Raw genomic sequence first — 19941 nt, forward strand, 5'->3', positions numbered from 1 at the left:
CCACATCTGTTTTGGGCCAATCATTCCTGTGGAAGTCGCGCGAGAAGGCCTTGGCGGGCACTCTCAGGTGCTCTCGCGCACCATCAACTCAAAGCCCAGATCCTGCTGCGCATTCGTCACCCGCTTGCCATCCAGCAACGCCAGCAGCGCTTGCGCTGCGCCCCGACCCACCGCAGCCCGTGGTGTACGAATCGAGGTCAGGCGCGGCACCATGTGCGCCGAGGCCGGCAAATCGTTGAAACCGACCATCGCCACCTGACGTGGCACCTCCACCCCTTGACGCAAGGCCTGCAGCACCGCGCCCTGGGCCAGGTCGTCGTTACAGAAGAAGATGCCGTCGACATCCGGCGCCTGCTGCATCAGCTGGCTGAACAGCGCGCTGCCCAGGGCAATCGACGATGGCTCCGGCGCCAACACTTCCAGCTCGGCGGCCTGCAAACCGGCCTCTGCCAGCGCCTGACGGAAACCCTCGGCACGCTGCATCACCCTAGGGTCCAGCTGCGCAGCAATGAATGCCAGACGCTTGCGCCCGCGTTCGATCAGGTGCCGTGCAGCAGCACGTCCGGCCTGATGCTGCGAGAAACCGACCGACAAAGCCCCTGTCTCGCCGTTGAGCTCCATCATGTGCACACACGGCACACCGCTGGCAGCCAGCATCTGCCTGGCAGCATCGCTACGCTCGAAACCGGTCAACAAAATGCCACAAGGCTGATAGGCCAGGTAATTGCGGATCAGGTTCTCTTCTTCGGCAAGGTCGTAGTGATAGTTGCCGATCAGCACCTCGAGCCCACGCGGACGCATGACCTCGTGAATGGCCTCAAGGGTGTCGATGAACAGTTGGTTGGACAACGACGGGATCAATACCACCACCGACTGGCTGCGTGCCGAGGCCAACGCCCGGGCGGCCGGGTTGGCCACATAGCCGAGGCTCGCCGCCGCGGCGATGACCTTTTCCACCAGGGCGGGCGCAACCGTGCTGACCCCACGCAAAGCGCGCGAAGCGGTAATTGGGGAAACCCCGGAAAGCCTGGCAACTTCAGCCAGGGTGGGACGACCTGTAGTACGGGAGCCGATGCGGGACATGAATGTTGTAATTTTACTACTTGCAAGGATAGGGAACGGCCACTAAGGTAGCGCTGTCTCAGGATGCAGGCAATGTAATCTTTGGTAGCAGCCACCACGCGCTTGCCACCAGGCGTCCATACTGCGTAAGGACAAGACCAATAACACCGGGGAGGTGGCTGTTCGTCAATGGCGAGACAGCGCTATCTCACCCGCAGGAGGTACTGATGAATTCTCCCCTGTCCGCCATTGTGGTGATGGGCGTGGCCGGTTGCGGCAAAAGCTGCATCGGTGCCGCCATCGCTGCCAGAAGCGGCGGCCGCCTGATCGAAGGCGACGCTTTCCACCCTGCCGAAAACATCCGCAAGATGAGCGCTGGCATCCCGCTGGACGACAGCGACCGTGCCGGCTGGCTGGTCCGCCTTGGTGAAGAGTTGCAAGCCACCACCCAGGCCGGGGAACGCCCGATCCTGACCTGCTCGGCACTCAAGCGCCGCTACCGCGATACCCTGCGCGATGCCATGCCCGGGCTGGTGTTCGTGTTCCTCGAACTGTCGCCTGCCGAGGCTGAAAAACGCGTGCTGGCTCGCCCAGGGCACTTCATGCCGGCCAGCCTCATCGACAGCCAGTTCGCTGCCCTGGAATCGCCACGCGGCGAACCACTGACACTTGCACTGGACGCCACCCAACCGATCGAAGCACTGGCCGAAGCGGTGGACCGCTGGCTAAAGCGCTGCGGTGAGTCGGGCCTGGCGCAAACCGCCTGACCTCGGCGGTTTTTCCGTCTCACCAAAGACAGCGCTACCCCGACCCGTAAAGCGGGCAAAGACTCCATAAAGCTACGCCCAAAACAACGATAAGACCGAGGCCTTCAAACCATGTTCGGACTGGCTACTGATACCTTCCTGCTACTCGACGCGCTGGTTACCATCGTCGGGCTGATCCTGCTGATCACCCACTTCAAGGTTCACCCCTTCGTCGCCCTCACCCTCGCGGCCGGCTTCCTGGGCCTGACCTCCGGCATGCCGGTGGCCAAGGTCATGAAATCGTTCCAGGACGGTTTTGGCGGCGTATTGGGCTTCGTCGGGATCGTGCTCGCCCTCGGCACCATGCTCGGCAAGCTGATGGCCGACTCCGGCGGTGCCGACCAGATCGCGCAAACCCTCATCCGCGCCTTCGGCAAGAAGAACGTGCATTGGGCGATGATGTTCGCCGCCTTCCTGGTGGGCATCCCGCTGTTCTTCGAAATCGGCTTTGTGCTGCTGATTCCACTGGTGTTCATCGTCGCCCGGCGCTCTGGCGTCTCGCTGGTGAAAATCGGCATTCCGCTGCTGGCCGGCCTGTCGGTGGTGCACGGCCTGGTGCCACCACACCCGGGCCCCTTGCTGGCAATCGGCATTTTCCACGCTGACATTGGCAAAACCATCTTCTACGGCCTGCTCGTTGCACTGCCCACCGCGATCATCGCCGGTCCTCTGTTCGGTAACTTCATTTCCCGCTACATCCCGGGCAACCCGTCCCAGGAACTGATGGACCAGATCGCCAAGGATTCCGACCAGGGCAACCTGCCAAGCTTCAGCATCACACTGATCACCGTGCTGCTGCCGGTCGCGTTGATGCTGCTGAAAACGTTCGCCGACGTGGTGCTGCCTGCCGAGCACATCGTGCGCCAGTGGATGGACCTGATCGGCCACCCGATCACCGCCCTGCTCGCCGCCCTGCTGCTGGCCTTCTACACCTTCGGCTCGGCCCGCGGCTTCAATCGCCAACAGATCATGAAGATGCTCGACCAGAGCCTGGCACCGACTGCCGCCATCGTGCTGATCGTCGGCGCTGGCGGTGGCTTCAAGCAAATGCTGGTGGACACCGGTGTGGGTAGCGTGATTGGGCAAATGGCCGTGCAGGCGGAAATTTCGCCGATCATGCTGGCTTGGCTGGTGGCGGCGGTGATCCGCATCGCAACCGGCTCCGCCACGGTCGCCACCATTACCGGCGCGGGCATCGTGGCCCCGGTGATCGACCTGGTGCCGGGGGTGAACCGTGAACTGTTGGTACTGGCCACTGGTGCCGGCTCGCTGATCCTGTCCCATGTGAACGACGCCGGCTTCTGGCTGGTGAAGCAGTACTTCAACATGACCGTTGCAGAAACCTTCAAGACCTGGAGCATGATGGAGACGATCCTGTCCATCGTCGGCATAATTTTCATCATGTTGCTGTCACTGGTGGTGTGACCGTTGATCGGGGTAATGGCACCTTCACGTTTCGGGTAAGGCCAAAGGGATGTATGAGCCCTACCCGTATAGCAAAGGAGCCTGCCATGCCCCGCTCAATCATCCTGTCGATTGCCCTGCTCGCCTCGCCGCTGGCTTTTGCTATCGGCACAGGCCCGACCTACCCCGACGACCCGCACAATACAGCGCCACAGCCAGGCGTGGACAGCACCCTCAACCCGATCGAGAAGCCCTTGCCGCGGGATACCGACCCGCGCATACAGGGCAACGAACCACAAAGCCCGCCAGCCATGCAGAATGACAACCGCAATCTGCCGGGGATAGATGGCAGCAGGTCGGAAGGTACCGGACGGCAAGGAGAAGGCAGCACGGGCACAGGCAACCCCTGACGACCCTGCCTGTACTACCACTGACGTTTGTCAGGCCGGGTCAGTCCCAGCTTCTCGATCCGGTAACGCAGCATATCCCGCGACAACCCAAGCATCCGTGCCGACTTGGTCACGTTCCAGTCGGTACGGTCCAGGGTCTTGCAGACAAGGTCACGCTCCATGTCAGGCAGACTTGTACCCGGCTCTGGCTCGTGCCGCGGCATTTCGAACATGGCCGCCATCGGCTGTTGCGCCAACGGCTCGTCAACCAAGGTCATGCACAGGTTCAACTGATGCGCCTGCACGACCTCGTTCGGCGCCAGCAACACGGTCTGCTCCAGCATGTTGCGCAATTCTCGTACATTGCCAGGCCAGCTATAACCGAGCATCAGGCTTTCGGCCTCGGCCGAAAAGCGCAGGTTCGGCTTGCCATAACGGCGGCTATGGTGGGCAAGGAAATGCCGCGCCAATAGCAGTATGTCCTGCCCACGCGAATACAGGCGCGGCACCTTCAGGGCGATAATGCGCAGGCGGAAGAACAGGTCACGGCGGAATTTGCCCTGCTGCACCATTTGTTCCAGGTTACAGTTGGTGGCGCTGATCACCCGCAGATCGACCTTGCGTTCCTTCACAGCACCAATCCGGCGGATGCTGCGGTCTTCCAGCAACTTGAGCAACTTGGCCTGTAGCACCAGGTCCATTTCGCCGATCTCGTCAAGGAACAAGGTGCCGCCATCGGCAGCCTCCACCAGCCCCACCCGGCGCTCCTTGGCATCGGTGAAAGCGCCCTTCTCATGACCAAACAGTTCGGCCTCAAGCAGGTTGGCAGGGATCGAAGCGCAATTGAACTCGATGAACGGCCCTTTGCTGCGCGAACCATCAAAATGCAGGGCACGGGCCACCAGCTCCTTGCCAGTACCGGTCTCGCCTTCGATCAGCACCGGTGGCAGGTCGTCACTGGCCATGCGCCGCTCGGCATCGAGCACCTGGCGCAGGGTGTGCTTGAGGGTGAGCATCACCGGCGACTCGCCGATCAATGCCTGCAACCCGGACTTCTGCGCCTCGCGCTCCTGGTAGAACGACAGCGTGCGCTCCATACGCTCGGTTGCCAGGGCCTTGTCCAGGGTCAGCTTGAGCTCGGCCAGTACCACCGGTTTGGTCAGGTAATGAAAGGCGCCCTCCTTCATCGCCTGCACGGCATCTTCGACATTGCCGTAGCCGGTCATCATGATCACCTTCAGGTCCGGTGCCTGGGCCACCAGGGTACGCAGCAGGTCATGCCCGCTCATGCCTGGCAGCGAGTTGTCGGTCAGCACCGCGTCAGGTTGCGCCCGCTTGATCTGCTCCAGCGCCAGTTCCGCGCTGTGGCACACGATGACATCGTAGCCCTTGAGGCTGAGGTAAGTGCGAATGTTGTCGGCAAGGATTTCATCATCCTCGACGACCAGGATGCTGTGCTCCATGTTCCCCTCCCGCTGCAATATTGAATGTAAGGCTGACGCGGGTTCCTTCCTCTTCGCGGCTGCTCAGGCTGACCGAGCCGCCAAAACGTTCCATGATGCGCTTGACCAGGGCCAGCCCCACGCCAAGGCCACCCTGTTTGGTCGTGAAGAACGGCTTGAACACCATCCGTTCCTGCTGTTGGCTCATGCCTTTGCCCGTGTCGGTCAGCACGAACTCGGCGCGCAGGCCTTCTTGCACATTGACCTGGGCATTGAGCATCCCGCCAGCGGGCATGGCCTCCAGGGCATTGGAAAACAGGCTGTTGAGAATCTGCGTGAGCTGCAGCGGCTGGCTGACCACCCACTGCACGTCAGGCCCTTCGAAATGGAAGCGCACGCCGTTGCGTTCGATCTGCTGGGCGAAGGCCAGGTGGGTGTCTTCGATGGCCGCCACCAGGTCCACGGCCTCGGGTTCTTCACTGGACGGACGCAACGACACCAGCAGGTCGCGCACCCAACGCGACATGCGGTCGACCTGGCTGATGATGTCAGTGATGTTCTTCTGCGCAGCAGGGTTGGCGGTTTCCTGGGCAAGTTCGGCGCTGGAGAGGATATTGGCCAGCGGGTTGCGCATGCTGTGAGCCACTGCCGAAGACATCTCACCCAGCGCCACATAGGTTTCGCTTGCCACCAGCCGCTCCTGCTGCAGGTGCAGCATGTGCGCCGCACGGCGCACGATCCAGAACAGCCCGAAGTAAATTAACGCGCCACCTACCAGGGTCGAGGCCCAGATCAGCAAATAGCCGCGCTGGATGCGCCGGATCAGATCCTGCGGTTCCTTGTAGATTTCCACCATGGCCAGTACCTGCTCACCCTGGCTATCGAACAGCGGGATGTAGTTCTCGATAAACAGGTAGCGTGGTTCGCGCTGGAACTTCTGCTCTTCGCGATCATCCGCAACCTTGTGATAGCTGGCCGACACCGCCTTGCGCGAGCGGAAGGCGCGCTCAAGATCACCATCAACTTCTATCCGCTTGCCAATCAGCTCTGCGTTGGTGGACCAGACAATGGTGCGGTCGCGGGCATAAACGTTGGCCAGCAAGGTGTCCGGCAGGTGCTCGACATGATCGAGGAACTCGACCCGGGTCGACTCGGCCAAGGCCGGGGTGAACTGCCGGTACTGCAGGTCCAGTCGCGGGTCCAGCAACTCGCCCATGGTGGTGCCAGGCGGTAATTGCGAATGACGCACTTCGGCCTGGGCCATTGCCTGAATGAACTGCGCGGTGAGCATGGCATCGCGCTCTACACTGTCGCGCACCACGAAGCGCGTCGAAACGTACCCCAGCCCACCTGCCACCGAGGTAATGATCAACAGGCTGATAACCGAGAACCAGCGCAGCAAGTTGAATTCACGCAAAGGTAAGACCCGTCCGCTGGCGGTCGCACTGACCTTGTCGGGCGCTTCGTTTTCCAGCATCTGCATCGCGTGGTTCCCGCGCTGGGCGTACGTTCAGAACTGCATCAAGGCCAATGGCAGTAGCCACTGGGTAGCAATCCACCCGGGCAGTCGCAGCTGCCATTTGTAGCGTATTGCGCTTCACACATTTACTGCAAAAACTTAGCCAGCAGAATCTGAAAAATTAAAACTGTTATTTTTTAGTAGCTTACAAGCACTTATTAATCCCAATCAGAAGGATATCCCCCACAACTGGGGCATTTTCACCCACAAAAAGTTAATTTCCTTAATATCAATGTCTTACAACACTTAAGTAATGTCGTTTGACGAGTTCAAGCCAGTCGAAAACTTAACGAGACCCTCGTGCCATGGCCCTCGCTGCTGCTGAGCCGAACCGCACCGCCGAAGCGTTCCATGATGCGTTTCACCAGCACCAGCCCCACCCCCAGCCCACCCTGTTTGGTGGTGAAGAATGGCCGGAAGGCCATGCGCTGCTGCGCGTCGTTCATGCCCTTGCCATTGTCGGACAGGCGCAAGGTCAGGCTGCGTCGGTTATGACGCACCACTTCGATACGCAACCGCCCGCCCTGCTCCATCGTCTCCAGGGCATTGGCGATCAGGCTACTGAATACCTGGCGCAGCAATACCGGGTGCCCCAACACCTGCACGCTCGGTAACGGTTGCAAGTCCAGGCTTACTCCACCGCGCGCCAGCGGCACAGCGTAGGTCTGCAGGCTTTCCTGCAACGCCTGCGGCAAGTCCACCGCCAATGCCTCGTCGTTCAGCGGGCGCAGTGACTGCAGCATCTGGCGGATCCACTGCGACATCCGGTCGACCTGGCTGATGATATCGTTGACCTGGCGTTGCGCCGGGCCTTCGTCGAACGCCTGTGCCAGTTCGGCACTTGAGCGGATACTGGCCAGCGGGTTGCGCAGGCTATGGGCCACCGCCGACGACACCTCACCCAGTGCCACGTAGGTTTCGCTGTTGATCAGCCGCTTCTGCTGCACCGCCAGCAGCCGGGCGGCGCGGTGCATCATGCCGTAAAGGCCGACATAGACCAGTGCAGCGCCGACGGTGATGGCCAACCAGATCAGGATCAGGCCATGCTCGATGCGTGCGATCAGGTCATGGGGTTCTTTATAGATCTCGACCATCGCTGTGACCTGCTCGCCATCGGCATCGAACAGCGGAATGTAGTTCTCGATCAATAGCTGCTTGGGCGGGGTGATGAACTTCTGCTCGGAGCGGGCATGTTCGAAACTGTGGTAGCTGGCCGAAACGCGCATCTTGTACTCGAAAGCCCGATTCAGGTCTTCATCGCCTTCGATCAACTGGCCGATCAGTGCCGGGTTGCTGGACCAGATCACAGTGCGGTCCAAGGCATAAATATTGGCCAGCAGCATATCGGGCAGGTGAGCGATATGGTCAAGAAACTCGCCGCGGGCCTTGCGCCGGGCATCCGGGTCGACGTCGGGCAAGTTATTGCGGTCGGTGCGCGGATCGAGCAGTTCGCCCATGGTCCGCACATTGGGGATCGACACATGGCGCACTTCGGCATCGGCGATGGAGGTGATGAACTGTGCGGTGAGTAACGCGTCACGCTCGACGCTCTCGTCGATGATGAAGCGGCTGGAAATCAGCCCCAGCCCGGCAGCCACCGAGAGAATGATGGCTAGACTGACCCAGGCATACCAGCGCAGAAGGTTGAATGGCCTGCGCGGGGCGGCCAACTCGCTACCGGCAGGCACGTCAATAGTGTCGGAACGAGGGGCGACGTCCATAACGGACACCTCAGCTGGGCACCTTTAGAAGGTTATAGCCCAGACTTGGGGAAACCATAGTATTAAATTGATGGCATCCGCCGAAGGGTATTTATTCCCTCCCCACTTCACCTGCCCGATACAGCCTGAGGATGGTGTGGCCCCTGTGGGAATGCGTGAGCTGCAAGCCAGCTGTTACAAAGGCGAGTCGTCATTCAACCCTTGCAACTTGCGATACTCGCGCAGCACCGTGGGCACATAACGCCGGGTCTCGGCAAACGGCGGCACGGCACCGCGCCGCAATACAGCATCCGGGCCGGCATTGTAGGCCGCTACGGCCAAGGTGATGTCGTTGTCGAACAGGGTGAGCATCTGCTTGAGGTAGCGCGCCCCTCCGTGCACATTGTCTTCAGGGTCCAGCCGGTCTTGCACCCCCATCTCGCGGGCGGTTTCCGGCATCAGTTGCATCAACCCCACTGCCCCCGCCCGCGAACGGGCTTTGGGGTTGTAGCCAGACTCGGCCTTGATCACCGCGTGCAGCAGCGCCGGCGGCACATTGTGGATGCGCGCAGCCGTGGCGACTACCTCGGCGTAAGGGCGGCCAGTGATCATTTGCGCCTTGACCGGCCCACCCTGGGCCAGCGGCTCGTTGATCACCCTCTCATAGTGGCGCCCTGGTCTATGGACATTGCTCAGCACGTAGCCCCCCTTGGCATCGATTGAGATGTACACATCGGCGTGGGCAACACCTGCCGCCAGCCAGATCAAACCGAGGATGAGTCCACGCATGCCGGTCGCCTCTTCGTCGTGGCCCCGAAGTGGGGGAAATGCCCCGGAAAACCCGAGGACAGTCACCACGACGCAAGCACTGTGCCGCTTCCTGTGCCCCATGGCGCAAGGCCCCGGGGCAGACGTGCACGGCTGTTGCATGGTGCATGTCAACGCGTGTCCCCATAGCAGTGGAGGGCTTCACCATGCAGCGCAGAACCAACCCGCAACGTGGCTTCACTCTGCTTGAACTCCTGGTGGTACTGGTGGTACTCGGCCTGCTGGCCGGCATCGTCGCGCCCAAGTACTTCAGTCAGCTCGGCCGCTCCGAGGCCAAGGTTGCGCGGGCGCAGATCGAGGGGCTGAGCAAGGCCCTGGACTTGTACCGCCTGGAGGTCGGCCACTACCCCAACAGCGAACAAGGCTTGCAGGCGTTGGTGGTCGCCCCCAGTGGCGAGGCTCGCTGGACCGGCCCGTACCTGCAGAAGGCCGTGCCACAAGACCCGTGGGGCCGCCCTTACATCTACCGGCAACCTGGCGAGAACGGCGGTGAGTACGACCTGCTGTCGATGGGCAAGGACGGCCAGCCGGGTGGTGATGGGGAAAACGCCGAAATCACCAGTTGGCAGTAAGGAGAGCGGCCATGCGCTACAGCCTCAAGGCCCTGGGTAGGCAGGGCGTGGTGCAGTTGCAGATCGACGCCGAGGACGCCGACCACGCCCGCCGCCAGGCCGAAGACCAAGGCCTGCGTGTACTCAGCCTGCGCAGCAGCGGCGGCGCCTTGCGCGGCATGGCCTGGCGCCGTGAAGCGGCGTTCGACCTGGTGCTGTTCAGCCAGGAACTGTCAACCTTGCTCAATGCCGGCCTGCCGCTGATCGACGCACTGGAAAGCCTGGCAGAGAAGAGCCCGGCAGCGACAGCGCGCAAGGTGCTCGCCGAGTTGGTACGCCAGCTGTACGAGGGCCGCTCGCTGTCCCAGGCTCTGGGCCAGCAACCGAGGGTATTCCCGCCGTTGTATGTGGCGCTGGTGCAGTCCAGTGAACGCACCGGTGCTCTGGGCGACGCCCTCACCCGCTATATCAGCTATCGCCAGCGCCTGGACCTGGTCCGCCAGAAGCTGGTGGGTGCCTCAGTCTACCCGTTGCTGCTGTTGCTGGTGGGGGGTGGTGTGGTGCTGTTCCTGCTCGGCTATGTGGTACCGCGTTTCAGCCAGGTGTTCGAGGGCATGGGCACCGAGCTACCCTGGCTGTCACGGGTGCTGATGCAGGTCGGCCTGTTTCTGCATGCCCAGCAATTGCCGCTGGCGCTGGGCACCGTCGTCGGGGTGGCGACACTTTGGCTGCTGCGCCGGCACCCGCGTGTACGGCACTGGGCCTCCTGCCAACTGCGGCGTCTGCCAGCACTGCATCAGCGCCTGATGATGTACGAGTTGGCGCGTTTCTATCGCTCGCTGGGTATCCTGCTGCAAGGCGGAATTCCCATCCTTACCGCCATGGGGATGGCCCGTGGCCTGCTCGGCAACGCAGCAGCGCAGGGCCTGGAGCAGGCCAGCCTGCGGGTGGGCGAAGGGCTGCCCCTCTCGGATGCACTGGCGGCCGGGCACCTGGTGACGCCGGTATCACTGCGCCTGCTGCGGGCTGGCGAGCAGTCTGGCAACCTGGGCGAGATGCTGGAGCGCTGCGCCGACTTCCATGACCAGGAAATCGGCCGCTGGGTGGAGTGGTTCGTCAAACTGTTCGAGCCGCTGCTGATGACCTTCATCGGCCTGCTGATCGGCCTGATCGTGATCCTCATGTACATGCCGATCTTCGAACTGGCCTCAAGCATTCACTGAATGGCCAGGCCCAGGCTCTCGCGTAACGGGGTGCCTGCACAGGCAGTGCGCTGTGCCCAACCATGGCCGCCATCGATAACTGATCCCCACTTATCATTCGGCGTGATAGTAACCTTCGCCCTGTTCGATTCGTACCTCACGCGCAACACACTCACACTCCGCCCACTACTAATACATTGGCGGAGTTCTCCATGGAACAATCACTCAAACCCTTGCGCTTCCCCCTCGCTGCCCTGGCAGTGGTGGTGATCAGCGCTTGCGGTCGAACCCCCGACGCCGTGCAGGCTCCCGCCGCGCCGAAGGTAAGTGTGGCCAAGGTGATCGAGCAACCGATCACCGAATGGGACGAGTTCACCGGCCGCCTCGAAGCCCCGGAAACCGTCGAAGTGCGCCCGCGGGTCTCCGGCCAGATCGACCGGGTGGCTTTCACTGAAGGTGCCCAGGTCAAGAAAGGCGACCTGCTGTTCCAGATCGACCCGCGCCCGTTCCAGGCAGAAGTCCGCCGCCTCGAAGCCCAGTTGCAACAGGCCAAGGCCACCGCCATCCGCAGCGCCAACGAAGCCCGCCGTGGCGAGCGCTTGCGTGACAGCAACGCCATCTCCGCCGAACTGGCCGAATCGCGCAGCAGTGCCGCTGCCGAGGCCCGTGCCGGGGTCGATGCAATCCAGGCCCAGCTCGACCTGGCGCGCCTGAACCTCAGCTTCACCCGCGTCACTGCGCCCATCAGCGGCCGTGTCAGCCGCGCCGAGTTCACCGCCGGCAACATCGTCACCGCCGATGTCACCCCGCTGACCAGCGTGGTGTCCACCGACAAGGTCTACGCCTACTTCGACGCCGACGAGCGCGTGTACCTCAAGTACACCCAGCTGGCCCGTGAAGGCCAGCGTGGCCAGAGCACCCCGGTATACCTGGGGCTGACCAACGAAAGCGGCACCCCGCACCTGGGCCACATGAACTTCGTCGACAACCAGGTCAACCCGCGCACCGGCACCATCCGCGGTCGCGCAGTATTCGACAACAGCGACGGCGAGTTCACACCAGGCTTGTATGCGCGTCTGAAACTGGTCGGCAGCGCCCAGTACGACGCCATGCTGATCAACGACGAAGCCGTGGGTACTGACCTTGGCAAGAAGTTTGTGCTGGTCATGGGCAAGGACAACAAAGCCACCTACCGCACCGTGGAACTGGGGCCGAAACTTGAAGGCTTGCGCATCGTACGCAGCGGCCTGGACAAGGGCGAACGCATCGTGGTGAAGGGCCTGCAGCGCGTGCGCCCTGGTTCGCCGGTAACCCCGGAAGAAACACCGATGGCCAGCGAGCAAACCCTCGCCGCCCTCGCACGGCAGCGTCAGGCCCTGGAGGCCAGCAACCCGGCGCCGAAAATGGCGGGCAATCACGTGAAAGTCGCCGGCGCCCAGGCGCCACGCGGTTAAGGGACCCCTACCGATGAACTTCTCGAAATTCTTCATTACCCGGCCAATCTTCGCCGCGGTGCTGTCGCTGTTGCTGCTGATTGCGGGTTCTATCTCGCTGTTCCAGTTGCCGATCAGCGAATACCCCGAAGTGGTGCCGCCCACCGTTGTGGTGCGCGCCAACTTCCCCGGCGCCAACCCCAAAGTCATCGGCGAAACCGTCGCCGCGCCACTGGAACAGGCCATTACCGGTGTGGAGAACATGCTGTACATGTCCTCCCAGTCCACTGCCGATGGCAAGCTGACGCTGACCATCACCTTCGCCCTGGGTACCGACCTGGACAACGCCCAGGTGCAGGTACAGAACCGCGTCACCCGTACCCAGCCCAAGCTGCCCGAGGAAGTGACCCGTATCGGTATCACCGTCGACAAGGCCTCGCCTGACCTGACCATGGTCGTGCACCTGACCTCGCCGGACAACCGCTACGACATGCTCTATCTGTCCAACTACGCCATCCTCAACATCAAGGACGAGCTGGCGCGCCTGGGCGGCGTCGGCGACGTACAACTGTTCGGCATGGGCGACTACTCGCTGCGCGTATGGCTGGACCCGAACAAGACCGCTTCGCGCAACCTGACAGCCAGTGATGTGGTCGCCGCAATCCGCGAGCAGAACCGCCAGGTGGCTGCCGGCCAGCTGGGCGCACCGCCTGCCCCAGGGTCGACCAGCTTCCAGCTGTCGATCAATACCCAGGGCCGTCTGGTCAACGAGGAAGAGTTCGAGAACATCATCATCCGCGCCGGGGCCGATGGCGAGATCACCCGCCTGAAGGACATCGCCCGGGTCGAACTCGGCTCCAGCCAGTACGCCCTGCGCTCGCTGCTGAACAACCAGCCGGCGGTGGCCATCCCGATCTTCCAGCGCCCAGGCTCCAACGCCATCGAGATCTCCGACGAGGTGCGGGCGAAAATGGCCGAGCTGAAAAAGGACTTCCCTGAAGGGATGGACTACAGCATCGTCTATGACCCGACCATCTTCGTGCGCGGCTCCATCGAAGCGGTGGTGCACACCCTGTTCGAAGCCCTGGTGCTGGTGGTGCTGGTGGTGATCCTGTTCCTGCAGACCTGGCGCGCCTCGATCATCCCGCTGCTGGCTGTGCCGGTCTCGCTGATCGGTACCTTCGCGGTCATGCACCTGTTCGGCTTTTCACTCAACGCGCTGTCGTTGTTCGGGCTGGTGCTCGCCATCGGTATCGTGGTTGACGATGCCATCGTCGTGGTGGAGAACGTCGAACGTAACATCGGGCTGGGCCTGAAACCGCTGGAAGCCACGCAAAAGGCCATGAGCGAAGTGACCGGGCCGATCATCGCCACCGCCCTGGTGCTGTGCGCGGTGTTCGTACCTGCAGCGTTCATTTCCGGCCTGACCGGGCAGTTCTACAAGCAGTTCGCCCTGACCATCGCCATTTCGACCGTCATTTCGGCGTTCAATTCGCTGACCCTGTCGCCAGCCTTGGCCGCGGTGCTGCTCAAGGAGCACCACGCCCCCAAGGACCGTTTCTCGCGGTTCCTCGACAAACTGCTGGGCAGCTGGCTGTTCTCTCCGTTCAACCGATTCTTCGACCGTGCGTCCAACCGCTACGTCGGTGGCGTGCGCCGGGTCATCCGCTCCAGTGGCATCGCCCTGTTCGTGTATGCCGGCCTGATGGGCCTGACCTACCTGGGCTTCTCGTCCACCCCGACCGGTTTCGTGCCGGCCCAGGACAAGCAGTACCTGGTGGCCTTCGCCCAACTGCCGGACGCGGCCAGCCTCGACCGTACCGAAGCGGTGATCAAGCGCATGAGCGAAATCGCCCTCAAGCAGCCTGGCGTGGCCGACTCGGTGGCCTTCCCGGGCCTGTCGATCAACGGCTTCACCAACAGCCCGAACAGCGGCATCGTGTTCACCCCGCTCAAGTCATTCGATGAGCGCAAGGACCCGAGCCAGTCGGCGGCAGCCATCGCAGCCGCGCTGAATGCCCAGTTCGCCGACATCCAGGACGCCTACATCGCAATCTTCCCACCGCCGCCGGTACAGGGCCTGGGCACGATTGGCGGCTTCCGTCTGCAAATCGAAGACCGTGGCAATCTGGGTTACGAAGCGCTGTACAAGGAAACCCAGAACATCATCGCCAAGAGCCACAACGTGCCAGAGCTGGCCGGCCTGTTCACCAGCTACCAGGTCAACGTGCCACAAGTCGATGCCGCCATCGACCGGGAAAAGGCCAAGACCCACGGGGTGGCGATCACCGACATCTTCGACACCCTGCAGGTCTACCTGGGCTCGTTGTACACCAACGACTTCAACCGCTTCGGCCGTACCTATCAGGTCAACGTCCAGGCTGAGCAGCAGTTCCGCCTTGATGCCGAGCAGATCGGCCAACTGAAGGTGCGCAACAACCTTGGCGAGATGATCCCGCTGGCGACCTTCCTCAAGGTCAGCGATACCTCGGGGCCGGACCGGGTCATGCACTACAACGGCTTCATCACTGCCGAGATCAACGGTGCCGCCGCACCGGGCTACAGCTCTGGTCAGGCGGAAGCTGCGATCGAGAAACTGCTGAAAGAGGAACTGCCCAACGGCATGACCTTCGAGTGGACCGACCTGACCTATCAGCAGATCCTCTCGGGCAATACCGCACTGCTGGTGTTCCCGCTGTGCGTGCTGCTGGCGTTTCTGGTGCTGGCTGCCCAGTACGAAAGCTGGAGCCTGCCGCTGGCGGTGATCCTGATCGTGCCAATGACCCTGCTGTCGGCCATCACCGGTGTGATCGTATCGGGTGGCGACAACAACATCTTCACCCAGATCGGCCTGATCGTACTGGTGGGCCTGGCGTGCAAGAACGCGATCCTGATCGTCGAATTCGCCAAGGATGAACAGGCCAAGGGCCTCGACCCGCTGGCTGCGGTGCTGGAAGCCTGCCGCCTGCGTCTGCGGCCGATCCTGATGACCTCGATCGCCTTCATCATGGGCGTGGTGCCCCTGGTGTTCAGCTCCGGTGCAGGATCGGAAATGCGCCATGCCATGGGTGTGGCGGTGTTCTCGGGGATGATCGGCGTCACCGTGTTCGGCCTGTTCCTGACCCCGGTGTTCTTCTTCCTGATCCGCCGTTTCGTCGAGCGTCGCCAGGCCCGCAAGGCTGAACACGCTCAAGTGCTGGAGAACCACGCATGAACCTGCTCAAACCCTTGACCCCAAGCCTGCTGGCACTGGCCCTGGCGGCCTGTGCGGTAGGCCCTGACTACCAGGCGCCAGCCACCGAACCTGCACAACTGGGCAGCGATGTGCAGGCCAAGGCCTACGACCGTAGCCGCTTCGAGAGCCTGTGGTGGAAGCAGTTCGACGACCCGGTGCTGAACCAGCTGGTGCAGGCTTCGCTGGACGGCAACCGTGACTTGCGCGTGGCCTTCGCCCGCCTGAAATCGGCCCGTTCGATCCGCGAAGACGCCGAAAACGACCCGTTCCCGGTGGTCACCAGCCGTGCCAGCAGCGATCTTGGCAAAGGCCAGATCCCCGGCCAGACCACGCAGCGGGTGAACAGCGAGCGCTACGACCTGGGCCTGGACATGGCCTGGGAACTTGACCTGTTCGGCCGCATCCAGCGCCAGATCGAAGCCAGCGAAGCCCAGGAAGCGGTGGCCGCCGCCGACCTGCAGCAGTTGCAGGTCAGCCTGATCGCCGAACTGGTCGATGCCTACGGGCAACTGCGCGGCGCCCAGTTGCGCGAGAAGATCGCCCTGGCCAACCTGAAGACTCAGCAGGAATCACGCACCATTACCGAAACCCTGCGCGATGCGGGCGTGGGCAATGACCTTGACGTGGTGCGTGCCGATGCGCGCCTGGCCGGGGTCGAAGCCACCGTGCCGCAACTGCAAGCCGAACAGGCACGGGCGCGGCATCGCATCGCCACCCTGCTAGGCCAGGGCCCTGACGCGCTCAGCGTAGACCTGTCGCCCAAGGCGCTGCCGGCCATCGCCAAGGCGCTGCCGGTAGGTGACCCAGGTGAGTTGCTGCGCCGCCGCCCGGACATCCGCAGCGCCGAACGCCAACTGGCGGCCGCCACCGCCAACGTTGGCGTGGCCACCGCCGACCTGTTCCCCCGTGTCAGCCTCAGTGGCTTCCTCGGCTTTACCGCCGCCCGCGGCTCGCAGATCGGCTCTTCGGCGGCCAACGCCTGGGCGCTGGGCCCGAGCATTACCTGGGCAGCCTTCGACCTGGGCAGCGTGCGGGCCCGCCTGCGCGGCGCCAAGGCCGATGCCGAAGGGGCACTGGCCAACTACGAACAGCAGGTGCTGCTGGCGCTGGAAGAGTCGGCCAACGCCTTCAGCGATTACGACAAGACCCAGCAGCGTCTGCTGTCGCTGATGCGCCAGAGCGACGCCAGCCGCAAGGCTGCAGAACTGGCCTCGATTCGATATCGCGAGGGTACCGTGGACTACCTGGTACTGCTCGATGCCGAGCGTGAGCGGCTAAGTGCTGAGGATGCACAAGCCCAAGGTGAAGTCGAGCTGTACCGCGGCATCGTCTCGATCTACAAGGCCCTGGGTGGCGGCTGGCAACCGCAGACCTTGGCCAGCGCACACTGACACACCGCATTTCAACGACTCCTTTGGTTGGCTCCTCCCCCAACCGTTTGCCCCGCAGGCCATGGCCCGCGGGGCTTTTTTATGTTTGCCATCGTATTCACCCCAATACGCAGTGCCTGGAATGCCACCGTAGGCCTGGTGCCTGGCCAGCGGCGTGCCCGGTTCGGTTGCATTTACCCCCCGGCTGGCCCAAGCTCTGCCCTTCCCGCCGCCACGGATCGTCCGATGCCCAGACGCAACCGCTACCTGATCGCCCTGCTGTTGTCGATTCTGGTATCGGCCCTGTTCGGCTACCTGTGGCGCGACGCCCCGCCAACCCCGCCGAACTTGCCAGCACACAGCTACGCCAAAGCGCTGCGCCAGGCTCACGACGGCCAGCCCGGCGCCGCACGGGTGCTGTACCAGCAACTGCAGCGCAACGACCTGCCCGCCATCCGCCGTGCGGCGCTCTACGCCGAGTTGCCCAACTACCCTTCACCGCAGGCATTGAAACTGGCCCGCCAGGACCTGGAACACGCCGAGCCGCTGGTGCGTCGAGCGGCCATTGCCAGTATTCGCCGCCTGTTACCGCCGGCACAGCGCAGCCTGGTACTCGGCCCGCTGCTGGACGACAGTGAGCAAAGCGTGCGTTTTGCCGCCGTGGATGCCCTGCTGGGCCTCGATCCCGACGCCATCGGCCTCTATTTCGGCCCGCTGCAGTCAGCCCTGGAGCAATACCAAAAGGCCCTCGAGCAACAACCCGAAGATGCCGACGCCCAGGTGCACCTGGCGCGCCTGTACCTGCACGAAAACGACTACACGCAGGCCGCTGCGGCCCTGCAACGTGCGCTCGAGGTTGCACCTGCCAACCTCGATGCACTGGCGACTCAGGTACGTCTGCTTGAGCGCCAGGGCCACCACGACGCCTCCCGCCAGGTATTGGGCAAAGCCCTGGCGCTGAGCCCCAACTCGGCCTTTCTGCAGTATGAACTAGGGCTTTGGCTGAAGCGCCACGAACAGCGCGAGTATGCCTTGCTGGCCCTGTCCCGCGCGGTGGAACTGGACCCGGACAACGCCGACTACCGCTATACACTGGCGGTCACCCTGCATCAGCTTGACCAGCTCGACGCTGCCCAGAAGCAACTGGAAACCATCCTCAATCGGCAGCCAGCCAATCGCCGGGCACGGGTGCTGCTGATTCAGTACTGGAAAGAGTCCGGACAGTTGCAGAACGTGCAAGTATCGCTAGCCGAACTGGAGCGCCAGAACCCGGACGACCCTGCACTGCAACAGGGCCTGTAGGCAGTACCTGGATTCAGTTGAACCCTGAGGCTGTGCCAGGGTCCAGTGGGTATCAGGCCACCCTAAAGGAGAGTCGTTTTGGCCAGTTCGTTGGCGCTGGATGAACGTGCCTTGATCCTCGCACCGCCACAACTGGCGGCGGACACCTCACGTCTGCTTACCTCCGCCGGCATCAACAGCCTCTGCGCGGTCGACCTGGCAAACCTGCAGGCGCGTCTGGCCGAGGGTGCAGGCTTGGCGATCATTGCCGAGCAGATGTTCAGCCAAGGCCCAAGCGCCTTGCTGCAGGCATTCATTGACCAGCAACCGAGTTGGTCGGATTTGCCCATTGTGCTGCTGACCCAGGGCGCCTGGTCGGCCGCTGGCGTGAGTCATCATCCTGTGGGCAATCTTCTATGGCTGGTTGCGCCCTACGAGAATGCCCAGTTGCTGCACATGACCCGGTCCGCGCTGCGCAACCGGCGTCGACAGTACGTTACACGTGACCAGCTCTATGGCATGCAGCAGCGCCTGGACAGCCGGCCTTCAACGCCGGGCCAGGAGCAGGACCGCAGTGAATTCGCCCGCTGCCAGGCACGCAAGATGGAGGCCATCGGCCAACTGGCCGGCGGCGTCGCCCATGACTTCAACAACCTGCTCACCAGCATCAGCGGCAGCTTCGAACTCATCCAGCGGCGCCTGCGGCAAGGCCGCGACGACGGCCTGGACGGCGTTCTGGGCATGGGCCGCGAGGCCGTTTCACGCGCCGCCCGCCTGACTCACCGCCTGCTTGCCTTCTCTTCCCGCCAATCGCTACACAGCCAACGTATAGACCTGCATCCCTTGCTCGACGCAGAGCGCCTGAAGGCTTGCCTGAGCCCGTCGATAACCCTGCAAGTGCATGCGGCCAAAGACCTGTGGCACGTGGAGGCGGATGACCAGCAGTTGCAAGAAGCCCTCGACAACCTCCTGCTCAATGCCAGCGAGGCCATGCCCAACGGTGGCCTGCTACGCATCGAAGCGAACAATCATCACATCGCCACCGAGCAGTTCGCCGGCAGCGCGCTGCGTACGGGCGATTATGTGCGCCTGCAGATCATCGACAGCGGCCAGGGCATGGCGCAAAGCACGCTGGAGCACGCCTTCGAACCGTTCTTCAGCACCAAGGCGACCGGCCAGGGCATTGGCCTGGGGTTGTCGATGGTGTACGGGTTCAGCAAGCAATCCCATGGGCATATCACCCTCCGCAGCGAGATTGGCCAGGGAACCCAGGTGGAGCTGTATTTGCCACGCCATGTCGACCAGACCCTGCCATCCAGCGAGCCTGTGGCGCCCAGGCAAGACGGCTGCAGCCGACACGTGCTGATCGTCGAGGACGATCCCCATGTGCGCCAACTGCTTTGCCAGGCGCTGCGCGAAAACGGCTTCCCCTGCCAAAGCGCAGCCGACGCCAACGAGGGCCTGAAGGTGCTGCGCTCGGCACAACCGGTGGATTTGCTGATCACCGATGTGGGCTTGCCCGGCATGAATGGCCGGCAACTGGCGGAAATTGCCCGCAGCCTGCGCCCACGATTGCCGGTGCTGTTCATCACCGGCTACGCGGAAACGGCCATGGCCCGCGAAGGCTTCCTGGACGCTGACATGCACCTGATCTGCAAGCCGTTCGAGTTGCAGCAGTTGCAGGCTCGAGTAACACAGATTCTAGGCAAGCCTTGAAGC

15 protein-coding genes are annotated in these 19941 nt (G+C 62.8%); 10 read left to right on the plus strand and 5 right to left on the minus strand.

Annotated features, from left to right (window positions below; translation table 11 throughout):
* Nucleotides 1–63: 63 nt before the first annotated feature.
* The gene (gntR, locus tag ACYCCG_RS13725) at nucleotides 64–1083 is read right to left on the minus strand and encodes an HTH-type transcriptional regulator GntR (RefSeq protein ID WP_209965610.1); all 1020 of its coding nucleotides are present in this window, start codon (nucleotides 1081–1083) and stop codon (nucleotides 64–66) included.
* Between the two features lie 206 nt (nucleotides 1084–1289).
* Here gntR and ACYCCG_RS13730 point away from each other — a divergent pair, with 206 nt between their 5' ends.
* From ACYCCG_RS13730 to ACYCCG_RS13740, 3 genes are all read left to right on the plus strand, one after another.
* Nucleotides 1290–1829, plus strand: a complete 540-nt coding sequence (locus ACYCCG_RS13730) for a gluconokinase (protein WP_339443965.1) — start codon at nucleotides 1290–1292, stop codon at nucleotides 1827–1829.
* 111 nt (nucleotides 1830–1940) lie between these two features.
* Complete coding sequence (locus ACYCCG_RS13735; protein ID WP_176683416.1) at nucleotides 1941–3293, plus strand: GntP family permease; 1353 nt, start codon at nucleotides 1941–1943, stop codon at nucleotides 3291–3293.
* A gap of 86 nt (nucleotides 3294–3379) precedes the next feature.
* Nucleotides 3380–3682, plus strand: a complete 303-nt coding sequence (locus ACYCCG_RS13740) for a hypothetical protein (protein ID WP_459670785.1) — start codon at nucleotides 3380–3382, stop codon at nucleotides 3680–3682.
* Nucleotides 3683–3696: 14 nt separating this feature from the next.
* Here the strand turns inward: ACYCCG_RS13740 and ACYCCG_RS13745 are convergent, their stop codons facing one another.
* The 4 genes from ACYCCG_RS13745 to ACYCCG_RS13760 form a co-directional block, all read right to left on the minus strand.
* Nucleotides 3697–5124 (minus strand): sigma-54-dependent transcriptional regulator, encoded by a 1428-nt coding sequence (locus tag ACYCCG_RS13745; RefSeq protein WP_176683414.1) that lies wholly within the window; start codon nucleotides 5122–5124, stop codon nucleotides 3697–3699.
* The gene (locus ACYCCG_RS13750; RefSeq protein WP_209965602.1) at nucleotides 5093–6586 is read right to left on the minus strand and encodes a sensor histidine kinase; all 1494 of its coding nucleotides are present in this window, start codon (nucleotides 6584–6586) and stop codon (nucleotides 5093–5095) included. The genes ACYCCG_RS13745 and ACYCCG_RS13750 overlap by 32 nt, the downstream gene beginning before the upstream one ends.
* 305 nt (nucleotides 6587–6891) lie before the next feature.
* The gene (locus ACYCCG_RS13755) at nucleotides 6892–8343 is read right to left on the minus strand and encodes a sensor histidine kinase (protein ID WP_459670787.1); all 1452 of its coding nucleotides are present in this window, start codon (nucleotides 8341–8343) and stop codon (nucleotides 6892–6894) included.
* A 174-nt stretch (nucleotides 8344–8517) separates the two neighbouring features.
* Nucleotides 8518–9111 (minus strand): lytic transglycosylase domain-containing protein, encoded by a 594-nt coding sequence (locus ACYCCG_RS13760; protein ID WP_339533493.1) that lies wholly within the window; start codon nucleotides 9109–9111, stop codon nucleotides 8518–8520.
* A gap of 185 nt (nucleotides 9112–9296) precedes the next feature.
* On the opposite strand from ACYCCG_RS13760, the gene gspG reads away from it, so the two are divergent.
* The 7 genes from gspG (at nucleotide 9297) to ACYCCG_RS13795 (ending at nucleotide 19938) form a co-directional block, all read left to right on the plus strand.
* Nucleotides 9297–9722, plus strand: coding sequence for a type II secretion system major pseudopilin GspG (gene gspG / locus ACYCCG_RS13765; RefSeq protein WP_003253843.1), 426 nt, complete (start codon nucleotides 9297–9299; stop codon nucleotides 9720–9722).
* A gap of 11 nt (nucleotides 9723–9733) precedes the next feature.
* A complete protein-coding gene (locus tag ACYCCG_RS13770) occupies nucleotides 9734–10924 on the plus strand; it encodes a type II secretion system F family protein (protein WP_176683410.1) in 1191 nt (396 codons plus the stop codon).
* A 191-nt stretch (nucleotides 10925–11115) separates the two neighbouring features.
* Nucleotides 11116–12357, plus strand: a complete 1242-nt coding sequence (mexE, locus tag ACYCCG_RS13775) for a multidrug efflux RND transporter periplasmic adaptor subunit MexE (protein ID WP_209965600.1) — start codon at nucleotides 11116–11118, stop codon at nucleotides 12355–12357.
* A 13-nt stretch (nucleotides 12358–12370) separates the two neighbouring features.
* On the plus strand, nucleotides 12371–15550 hold the full coding sequence (locus ACYCCG_RS13780) for an efflux RND transporter permease subunit (protein WP_209965598.1): 3180 nt from the start codon (nucleotides 12371–12373) through the stop codon (nucleotides 15548–15550).
* Nucleotides 15547–16962: an efflux transporter outer membrane subunit gene (locus ACYCCG_RS13785; RefSeq protein ID WP_176683407.1), complete on the plus strand. Its 1416-nt coding sequence runs from the start codon at nucleotides 15547–15549 to the stop codon at nucleotides 16960–16962. Before ACYCCG_RS13780 ends, ACYCCG_RS13785 begins: the two co-directional genes overlap by 4 nt.
* Nucleotides 16963–17187: 225 nt before the next feature.
* Nucleotides 17188–18243 (plus strand): tetratricopeptide repeat protein, encoded by a 1056-nt coding sequence (locus ACYCCG_RS13790; RefSeq protein ID WP_459670790.1) that lies wholly within the window; start codon nucleotides 17188–17190, stop codon nucleotides 18241–18243.
* 78 nt (nucleotides 18244–18321) lie between these two features.
* Nucleotides 18322–19938: a response regulator gene (locus ACYCCG_RS13795; RefSeq protein ID WP_459670792.1), complete on the plus strand. Its 1617-nt coding sequence runs from the start codon at nucleotides 18322–18324 to the stop codon at nucleotides 19936–19938.
* Nucleotides 19939–19941: the final 3 nt, after the last annotated feature.

The sequence above is a fragment of the Pseudomonas sp. VEM90 genome, from assembly GCF_054611535.1.

What these genes read in the sequence shown, in the direction of transcription:
- gntR (WP_209965610.1), bottom strand. Translation starts at nt 1,083, where the DNA reads ATGTCCCGCATCGGCTCCCGTACTACAGGTCGTCCCACCCTGGCTGAA.
- ACYCCG_RS13730 (WP_339443965.1), top strand. Translation starts at nt 1,290, where the DNA reads ATGAATTCTCCCCTGTCCGCCATTGTGGTGATGGGCGTGGCCGGTTGC.
- ACYCCG_RS13735 (WP_176683416.1), top strand. Translation starts at nt 1,941, where the DNA reads ATGTTCGGACTGGCTACTGATACCTTCCTGCTACTCGACGCGCTGGTT.
- ACYCCG_RS13740 (WP_459670785.1), top strand. Translation starts at nt 3,380, where the DNA reads ATGCCCCGCTCAATCATCCTGTCGATTGCCCTGCTCGCCTCGCCGCTG.
- ACYCCG_RS13745 (WP_176683414.1), bottom strand. Translation starts at nt 5,124, where the DNA reads ATGGAGCACAGCATCCTGGTCGTCGAGGATGATGAAATCCTTGCCGAC.
- ACYCCG_RS13750 (WP_209965602.1), bottom strand. Translation starts at nt 6,586, where the DNA reads ATGCAGATGCTGGAAAACGAAGCGCCCGACAAGGTCAGTGCGACCGCC.
- ACYCCG_RS13755 (WP_459670787.1), bottom strand. Translation starts at nt 8,343, where the DNA reads ATGGACGTCGCCCCTCGTTCCGACACTATTGACGTGCCTGCCGGTAGC.
- ACYCCG_RS13760 (WP_339533493.1), bottom strand. Translation starts at nt 9,111, where the DNA reads ATGCGTGGACTCATCCTCGGTTTGATCTGGCTGGCGGCAGGTGTTGCC.
- gspG (WP_003253843.1), top strand. Translation starts at nt 9,297, where the DNA reads ATGCAGCGCAGAACCAACCCGCAACGTGGCTTCACTCTGCTTGAACTC.
- ACYCCG_RS13770 (WP_176683410.1), top strand. Translation starts at nt 9,734, where the DNA reads ATGCGCTACAGCCTCAAGGCCCTGGGTAGGCAGGGCGTGGTGCAGTTG.
- mexE (WP_209965600.1), top strand. Translation starts at nt 11,116, where the DNA reads ATGGAACAATCACTCAAACCCTTGCGCTTCCCCCTCGCTGCCCTGGCA.
- ACYCCG_RS13780 (WP_209965598.1), top strand. Translation starts at nt 12,371, where the DNA reads ATGAACTTCTCGAAATTCTTCATTACCCGGCCAATCTTCGCCGCGGTG.
- ACYCCG_RS13785 (WP_176683407.1), top strand. Translation starts at nt 15,547, where the DNA reads ATGAACCTGCTCAAACCCTTGACCCCAAGCCTGCTGGCACTGGCCCTG.
- ACYCCG_RS13790 (WP_459670790.1), top strand. Translation starts at nt 17,188, where the DNA reads ATGCCCAGACGCAACCGCTACCTGATCGCCCTGCTGTTGTCGATTCTG.